Below are 7,221 nucleotides of genomic sequence, written 5' to 3'. Positions count from 1 at the left end.
AGCCGGAACGGCGAGGCGGCTCGGCGGGGTGCTCGCCGGTGCCGATTGTCGCGCACCCGCGCACGTCCCCGGGGCGCCTCACCCCCTGCGTCCCCGTAGAATCGTCAGCCGTGACACAGCCCAGCAGTGAGCGCGGCCAGGGGGCCGCCGCGGACGTCGACCTGCCCACCCAGTACCGACCGGCCGATGTAGAGGGCCGGCTCTACGAGCGGTGGGTATCGGCGGGGCTGTTCACCGCCGACCCCGAGCGCGCGCCGGAGCGTCCCGCGTACTCGATCGTGATCCCGCCGCCGAACGTCACCGGTTCGCTGCACATGGGGCACGCCCTCGACCACTCCATCCAGGACACCCTCGTCCGGCGGCGCCGCATGCAGGGCCACGAGGCGGTGTGGGTGCCGGGCATGGACCACGCCGGCATCGCCACCCAGAACGTGGTGGAGCGCGAGCTGGCCAAGGAGGGCCTGTCGCGCCACGACCTCGGCCGCGAGGCGTTCGTCGAGCGGGTCTGGCAGTGGAAGGCCGAGTCCGGCGGCCGGATCCTCGGGCAGATGCGCCGGCTCGGCGACGGCGTCGACTGGACGCGCGAGGCGTTCACGATGGACGACGACCGCGCCCGCGCCGTCCGGACGATCTTCAAGCGGCTGTTCGACGACGGCCTGATCTACCGCGCCGAGCGCATCATCAACTGGTGCCCGCGCTGCCTGACGGCCCTGAGCGACATCGAGGTCGAGCACGAGGAGGTCGACGGCGAGCTGGTCTCGATCCGGTACGGCTCCGGCGAGGACGAGCTGGTCGTCGCGACGACCCGGGCGGAGACGATGCTCGGCGACACCGCCGTGGCCGTCCACCCCGACGACGAGCGCTACGCGCACATGGTCGGGCGGGAGATCGAGCTCCCGCTGACCGGCCGCCGCATCCCGGTCGTCGCGGACGCGCACGTCGACCCCGCGTTCGGGACGGGCGCGGTCAAGGTGACCCCGGCGCACGACCCGAACGACTTCGAGATCGGCCGCCGGCACGACCTGGCGTCGATGTCGGTGATGGACGAGCGCGGCGTCGTCACCGCGTCCGGCCCGTTCGAGGGCCTCGACCGGTTCGAGGCGCGCCCGGCGGTCGTCGCGGCGCTGCGCGAGCAGGGCCGGATCGTTCAGGAGGTCCGCCCCTACAAGCACTCGGTCGGGCACTGCCAGCGCTGCTCCACGGTCGTCGAGCCGCGCGTGTCGCTGCAGTGGTTCGTGAAGGTGGAGTCGCTGGCGCGGGCCGCCGGCGACGCCGTCCGCGACGGCCGCGTGGCGATCCACCCGCCGGAGATGGCGGCCCGCTACTTCGAGTGGGTCGACAACATGCACGACTGGTGCATCAGCCGGCAGCTGTGGTGGGGGCACCGCATCCCGGTCTGGTACGGGCCGGACGGCGAGGTCGCGTGCCCGGGCCCGGACGAGGAGCCGCCCGCCGGCTGGACGCAGGACGGCGACGTCCTCGACACCTGGTTCTCCTCGGCGCTGTGGCCGTTCTCCACGCTCGGCTGGCCTGACAAGACGCCCGAGCTGCAGCGGTTCTACCCGACGTCGGTGCTGGTGACGGGCTACGACATCCTGTTCTTCTGGGTCGCCCGCATGATGATGTTCGGCCTGTACGCGATGGACGGCGTCCAGCCGTTCCACACCATCGCCCTGCACGGCATGGTCCGCGACCAGTACGGCAAGAAGATGTCCAAGTCGTTCGGGAACGTCATCGACCCGCTCGACTGGGTGGACGCCTACGGCGCCGACGCGACCCGCTTCACGCTGCTGCGCGGCGCGAACCCGGGCGGCGACGTCCCGGTGGCCGAGCAGTGGGCGCAGGGCTCGCGCAACTTCTGCAACAAGCTGTGGAACGCGACGCGGTTCGCGCTCATCAACGGCGCGCACGTCCGCGGCGCCATGCCCGCCGAGGTGACGACCGTCGACGCGTGGATCCTGTCGCGCCTCCAGACGGTCATCGCCGAGGTCGACGAGCACCTGGAGTCCTACGACTTCGCGAAGGCGTGCGAGGCGCTCTACCACTTCGCGTGGGACGAGGTCTGCGACTGGTACGTGGAGCTCGCCAAGGTGCAGCTCGCCGACGAGCGGGCCGAGGCGACGCGGCGCGTCCTCGGCGAGGTCCTCGACAAGCTGCTGCGGCTGCTGCACCCGGTCATCCCGTTCGTGACCGAGGAGCTGTGGACGTCCCTGACCGGCGGCGACACGATCGTCACCGCGCCGTGGCCGGCCGCCGAGCCCGCCCGCGCCGACCGGGCCGCCGAGGCCGAGATCGAGTCGCTGCAGCGGCTCGTGACGGAGGTCCGCCGGTTCCGCGCCGACCAGGGCCTGAAGCCGGGTCAGCGGGTCGCGGCGGCGCTGGAGTGGGGCGGGTCGCCGCTGGCCGCGCACGAGGAGGGCGTCCGCGCGCTGCTGCGCCTCACCGCGCCCGGCGACGGGTTCGCCGCGACCGCGTCCCTGCCCGTCGAGGGCGTCGCGGTACGGCTCGACACCGCCGGCGCGATCGACGTCGCCGCCGAGCGCAAGCGCCTGGAGAAGGACCTCGCCGCCGCCCGCAAGGAGGTCGAGCAGGCCCGGCGCAAGCTCGGCAACGAGGCGTTCATGGCGAAGGCGCCCGAGGCCGTCGTCGCGAAGAACCGGGACCGGCTCGCCCAGGCGGAGGCCGACATCACCCGGCTGGAGTCGCAGCTGGCGGCGCTGCCCGCGGGCTGACGCGCGAACCCCGGACGCGACCGCGCGAACCGTCGGCGCGGCGGGCCCGCCGCCGTTACGATCCGGGTGGGCCTGCGGGCTTTTGGTGCTAGGTGAACCATCAGGAGTGCAATGGCGGAGTCACCCCGCTGGTCCGGTTCCCGGAGCGGAGCGCAAGCGGAGCGTAGGGAGCCGGACCGGCCGCTCTCTGAGGGGGGTGTGGGGGTTTCCCCCACCGAGGGTCAGTCCGGTTCCCGGAGCGGAGCGCAAGCGGAGCGTAGGGAGCCGGACCGGCCGCTCTCTGAGGAGGGTGTGGGGGTTTCCCCCACTGAGGGTCAGTCCGGTTCCCGGAGCGGAGCGCGAGCGGAGCGTAGGGAGCCCGACCGGCCGGTCTCTGAGGGGGGTGCGGGTGTTCCCCCCGCCGAGGGCCAGCCCGGCATGCCGGGCTACATGTCCGGCGATGAGGCGGACTCGGCTCGGGGCGGCGCCGAAGGAGCCGCGCAAGGAGGCGCCGATCCGGCGCCTTGGGGCGGGAAGCGCCCATGGTGGTCGGCCGACTCCGGCGGGACGGGGCCGCTGTCGTCGCTGGGTACGGGCGGGCACCCGATGGTGGGCGGTTCGGGCGCCTTCCCGCGGGTGGGCACCGGCGGGCATCCCGTGGTCGGCACCGGCGGGCACCCCGCCGTGGGCACCGGTGGGCATCCCGCCGTCGGTACCGGCGGCCATCCGGTGGTCAGGGACGGCACCGGCCCGCTGCCGCCCGTCCCCGCCGCGCCGGCCGCCGGACGGCGGCGGCGCGTCCCCCGGCTGCTGCTCGTCGCCGGCGCCGCCGTGGTCGCCGGGGTCGCGCTGATGGCGGGGGCGCTGGCGTTCCGGACGGGCGGCGGCGGCGTGCAGGACGCGCCCACGGCGGCGCTCCCCGCGCCCAAGAAAGTGATCACGGCGGGCGCGGCGGCCGGCGGGCTCCACAAGGACGCGCTGACGGCGCCGCAGGCGAGCGCGGCGTACCCGTTCATCGCGCGCGCCGTCGAGGCGGGCGGCGTCCCGGCCGCGCAGCACGGCACGGCCGTCTACACCGCGGAGCCGGTGCGAAAGCTGAACGTCCTGTTCATGGGCGGAACGGGCGCGGTGGGCGATCCGGCGGCGTTCCTGCGCAAGACGCGTCCCACCACGTTCATCTGGGGCCAGGACGTCCCGTTGGGCGGCAAGGGCGCGAAGGCGTTCTGCGGCACGTTCGCCGTGCTGGCCGAGACCCACACCTACTGCGCGTGGGCGACCCGGGACTCCTACGGCATCGTCGCGGCGAACCGCCCGACGGTGAACCCGCAGTTCCCGCTGATGGCCGACGTGATGGGGCGCATCAGGAAGGACGTCGAGAAGCCGAAGTGACGAAGAGCCGCTCGGTGTCGGCGCCGAGGACGTCCAGCACGCGCCCGGTGAAGTAGCCGGTGCCGAGGACGGCGACGCGGTGCCCGAGCGTCGCCAGCGACTCCGGGGTGATCGCGTCGGCGTCGACGACGTCCCAGGCGTCCGGCAGCGGGCGGGTGAAGCGCAGGTGCGGCAGCGGCAGCCGGACGAACGTCACGGGCAGGTCGCCCAGCGCGGCGACGGCGCCGTCCAGGTCCTTGTGGTCGGGGAGGCAGACGACGGCGTGGTCGACCGTCCCCCAGGCGTGCCGCGCGGCGGCCAGCGCGGCGGTGACCCCGGCGCCGTCGATGGCGGCGTCGACGAGCACCTCCGTCGCGGACCCCGGCACCGCGTGCCGGGACATCCGCCCGGGAAGGACGACCGACGCCAGCACCTCGCGCAGCCTCGCGGCCGGTGGCTCCGCGGCGCCCGGCAGGCGGCGGGCGGCGGCGACGCCGAGTTCGGCTCCGGCGCGTCCGAGGCCGGCGGGCAGCAGGTCGGCGGGCAGGCCCGCGCCGCCGGGGCCGACGACCTCCACGCCCCGCAGCACCTCCGCGACCGGCGCGGACTGCGGCGCCGACAGGACGACCGTCCCCGGCGCCGCCACGCCGAGCTTCTCCCGGGCGATCTCGGCCTCGGTGTCGCCGAGGACGCCGGCGTGCTCCAGGAAGACCGGCGTTATCGCGGCGACGTCCGGCGGGAACAGGGCGACCTCGTCCGACCGCCCGCCCATGCCGGCCTCCAGGACGAGCGCGTCCGCGCCCGCCCGGCGCGCGTGCAGGACGCCGGCGAGCAGGAAGAGCCCGGACGGCGAGAGGTACCCGTCCGAGGGCGGCGGGAGCGCGCCGACGGCCGTATCGAGGTCGGCCGCGAGAATGGCCAACTCGTCGCTGGAAACGGCGCGTCCGTTGATCCGGATCCGGTCGCGATCGGTGCGGAGGCCGGGGCTGGTGACGGTGCACACGCGAAAGCCGGCGGCGGCGAGAAAGGCCGAGGCATAAGTCGCCGCCGTGCCCTTCCCCTTGGAGCCGACGACCGTCAGGACGGGCGCGGACGGGCCCAGCACGCCCAGGGCGCCGGCGAGGGCGCGGGCCCGCCCGACGTCGCGGGTCTCGCCCGGAGCGCGGCGCTCCCATTCCCGGAAGAACACGTCCACTCCTCCAGTGTGGGCCCGGACGGAGTGCGGCGCGCCGCCGAGTAGGCTCGAACCGTGAGTCAGCGAACCGAACCGGCCGGCTACCGGGCGACCGTCGCCGCGATCATGGCGCGCGGGGTCGAGTGGGAGATCGATCCCACCCTCGACCGCGTCCGCGACCTGGTCGACGTCCTGGGGGAGCCGCACCGCGCGTACCCGGTGATCCACATCGCCGGGACGAACGGCAAGACCAGCACCGCCCGGCTCATCGAGGCGCTGCTGCGCGAGCGCGGCCTGCGGACCGGCCTGTACACCAGCCCCGAGCTGACCACGCTGCGCGAGCGCATCGCGATCGACGGGGAGCCGATCGGCGAGGAGCGCTTCGTCGCGGCCTTCGAGGACGTCCTGCCCTACGTCGAGCTGGTCGACGGCAAGCACCCGTCCCGGCTGTCGTTCTTCGAGGTGCTGACCGCGATGGCGTTCGCCGCGTTCGCGGACGCGCCGGTCGACGTGGCCGTGGTCGAGACCGGCATGGGCGGCGCCTGGGACGCCACGAACGTCGCGGACGGCGTGGTCGCCGTGCTCACCCCGATCGGGCTCGACCACACCCGCTACCTCGGCGACACGCTGGAGGAGATCGCCGGCGAGAAGGCCGGGATCATCAAGCCGGGCGCGGTCGCGGTGCTGGCGCAGCAGCCGGTCGAGGCGGCCGAGGTGCTGCTGCGCCGGGTCGCCGAGATCGGCGCGACCGCGGCGCGCGAGGGCATCGAGTACGGCGTGCTGAGCCGCGACGTCGCGGTCGGCGGCCAGCAGCTCCGGCTCCAGGGCCTGCACGGCGTCTACGACGAGATCTTCCTGCCGCTGTTCGGCGAGCACCAGGCGGGCAACGCCGCGACGGCCCTGGCCGCCGTGGAGGCGTTCGCGGGCGGCGCGCCGACCCGCGGGGAGGCCAACCTGGAGGCCGCGACCCGCATCGCGGCGGGCGAGGCCTACCTCGGCGGCGAGGAGGGGCAGCTCGACCCGGCGCTGGTGCGCAGCGGCTTCGCCCAGTCGGCCTCGCCGGGCCGGCTGGAGGTCGCGCGGACGGGCCCGACCGTCCTGCTGGACGCCGCGCACAACCCGGCAGGGATGGCGGCGACCGTGCAGACCGTCACCGAGTCGTTCGGCTTCACCCGGCTCGCCGGGGTGCTCGCCATCTCCGCCGACAAGGACGTCGCGGGCGTGCTGGACCAGCTCGAACCCGTGCTGACCGAGCTGGTGGTGACCCGCAACTCCTCGCCCCGCTCGATGCCGCCCGAGGAGCTGGCCGAGATCGCCGAGGGCATCTTCGGCCCCGAGCGCGTCCATGTCGCCGAGCGGCTGGACGACGCGATCGACCGGGCGATCGGTCTCGCCGAGGAGACCGGCGAGTACCGGGGCGCCGGAGTTCTGATCACCGGGTCGGTGGTCACCGCGGGCGACGCCCGCACACTGCTGCGCGTCGCGGAGGGACGGTCATGAGCACCCAGGTCGCGGACAACCCGGCGCGCAGGCTGTTCGCCACCGTGCTGGCCTGCGAGGCGATCGTGATCGCGCTGGCGATTCCGGTGGCCGTGGCGGTGCTGGACGTGGACGGCGCGGTCGCCGGCGGCGTGTGCGGGAGCCTCGCGCTCGCCTGCCTGGTGCTGGCCGGGCTGCTGCGCCGCCCGTGGGCGGTTCCGGCGGGCACCGTGCTGCAGGTGCTGCTCATCGCGACCGGGTTCATGGTGCCGGTCATGTTCTTCCTCGGTGTCGTTTTCGGGGCGCTGTGGTGGACGGCCATTTGGCTGGGACGCAAGGCGGCGAGCGCGCAGCCGCGCTAAGTTCTGCGGGGACGGCAGCCACTCATCCCGCCGAATACCGCGAATTCGATTAATCGTCCCAATTTGGACATCCCTCCTTTTCCGGAAATGCGCGCTGCGGCGGATGACGACCTCCGAAGGAGCAGGC

5 protein-coding genes are annotated in these 7,221 nt (G+C 74.3%); 4 read left to right on the top strand and 1 reads right to left on the bottom strand.

Annotation, left to right across the window (positions count from 1 at the left end; genetic code table 11):
- Positions 1-110: 110 nt before the first annotated feature.
- Positions 111-2,732, top strand: a complete 2,622-nt coding sequence (locus ETD96_RS37815; protein ID WP_138641303.1) for a valine--tRNA ligase — start codon at positions 111-113, stop codon at positions 2,730-2,732.
- Between the two features lie 429 nt (positions 2,733-3,161).
- A complete protein-coding gene (locus tag ETD96_RS37810) occupies positions 3,162-4,100 on the top strand; it encodes a hypothetical protein (RefSeq protein WP_138641302.1) in 939 nt (312 codons plus the stop codon).
- Here ETD96_RS37810 and ETD96_RS37805 read toward each other — a convergent pair.
- On the bottom strand, positions 4,072-5,268 hold the full coding sequence (locus ETD96_RS37805) for a folylpolyglutamate synthase/dihydrofolate synthase family protein (protein WP_338072652.1): 1,197 nt from the start codon (positions 5,266-5,268) through the stop codon (positions 4,072-4,074). The genes ETD96_RS37810 and ETD96_RS37805 overlap by 29 nt on opposite strands.
- Positions 5,269-5,379: 111 nt before the next feature.
- On the opposite strand from ETD96_RS37805, the gene ETD96_RS37800 reads away from it, so the two are divergent.
- Complete coding sequence (locus tag ETD96_RS37800) at positions 5,380-6,753, top strand: bifunctional folylpolyglutamate synthase/dihydrofolate synthase (RefSeq protein ID WP_138641304.1); 1,374 nt, start codon at positions 5,380-5,382, stop codon at positions 6,751-6,753.
- Positions 6,750-7,094, top strand: a complete 345-nt coding sequence (locus tag ETD96_RS37795) for a DUF4233 domain-containing protein (protein WP_138641300.1) — start codon at positions 6,750-6,752, stop codon at positions 7,092-7,094. The genes ETD96_RS37800 and ETD96_RS37795 overlap by 4 nt, the downstream gene beginning before the upstream one ends.
- The last annotated feature ends 127 nt before the right edge of the window (positions 7,095-7,221 follow it).

It is taken from the genome of Actinomadura geliboluensis, from assembly GCF_005889745.1.
Classification (GTDB): domain Bacteria; phylum Actinomycetota; class Actinomycetes; order Streptosporangiales; family Streptosporangiaceae; genus Spirillospora; species Spirillospora geliboluensis.
The sequence above is the reverse complement of the archived record's forward strand: the minus strand, read 5'-3'. Positions and strand labels throughout refer to the sequence as shown.

Excerpts from the sequence above, each read along its gene's own strand:
- ETD96_RS37810 (WP_138641302.1), top strand. The coding sequence starts at position 3,162 with ATGTCCGGCGATGAGGCGGACTCGGCTCGGGGCGGCGCCGAAGGAGCC.
- ETD96_RS37800 (WP_138641304.1), top strand. The coding sequence starts at position 5,380 with ATGGCGCGCGGGGTCGAGTGGGAGATCGATCCCACCCTCGACCGCGTC.
- ETD96_RS37795 (WP_138641300.1), top strand. The coding sequence starts at position 6,750 with ATGAGCACCCAGGTCGCGGACAACCCGGCGCGCAGGCTGTTCGCCACC.